This window comes from Micromonospora sp. NRRL B-16802 (assembly GCF_001279555.1).
Lineage (GTDB): Bacteria > Actinomycetota > Actinomycetes > Mycobacteriales > Micromonosporaceae > Micromonospora > Micromonospora profundi.
In genome coordinates this window covers 1-504 of the sequence record NZ_LGEB01000138.1, presented here as the reverse complement: position 1 = coordinate 504, position 504 = coordinate 1, and the positions used below count along the sequence as shown (strand labels likewise).

The window sequence follows — 504 nt, the reverse complement described above, 5'->3', positions numbered from 1 at the left end:
AGATTGATTCGAGAAGCGCAACAAACGCCATGGATCAAATACCGCGGAATCATCGGGAAGAAGATCGACGTCCACCTCACGGCCGACTGCGTCGACCATCAACACACCACGACCGTGGACCTGATACTCCACACCTCCCAGGACCCCACTTCGCTGAATTCCACCTTTCCTGGCCTCCGCAACCAACTGCCCGAGGTTTTCCAGGTCTGGACCACTCTGAAGAAGAGCGGCGCGAAGCGCGCTAAGAGCTTCAAGGAAGTCTACGATCTGCGTACGCCAATAAGTGGACCCACTCATCTCCGCTACTCCAGTTCGATCCGGACCCCGAACGAGCCTTCCTCGAACCAGCCGCAGTAATCGTCGAAGTCTAGATGGGACCCGGCCGGGGCGCTGGGCTGCGCGAGGGTGAGCAGGTGACGCGCGAGCGAGGTGAGCCCAGCCGCGTTGCCCGAGATCAAGATCGTCTTCGCCGTCGTCTCGAGCACCTCTATTCGCAGGACGGTG

1 protein-coding gene is annotated in these 504 nt (G+C 59.9%); it reads right to left on the bottom strand.

Annotated elements, in window-relative coordinates:
- Positions 1-302: 302 nt before the first annotated feature.
- Positions 303-504, bottom strand: a 202-nt coding sequence (locus ADK66_RS30355; protein ID WP_231640260.1) for a hypothetical protein, incomplete at its 5' end; no start/stop codon positions are given.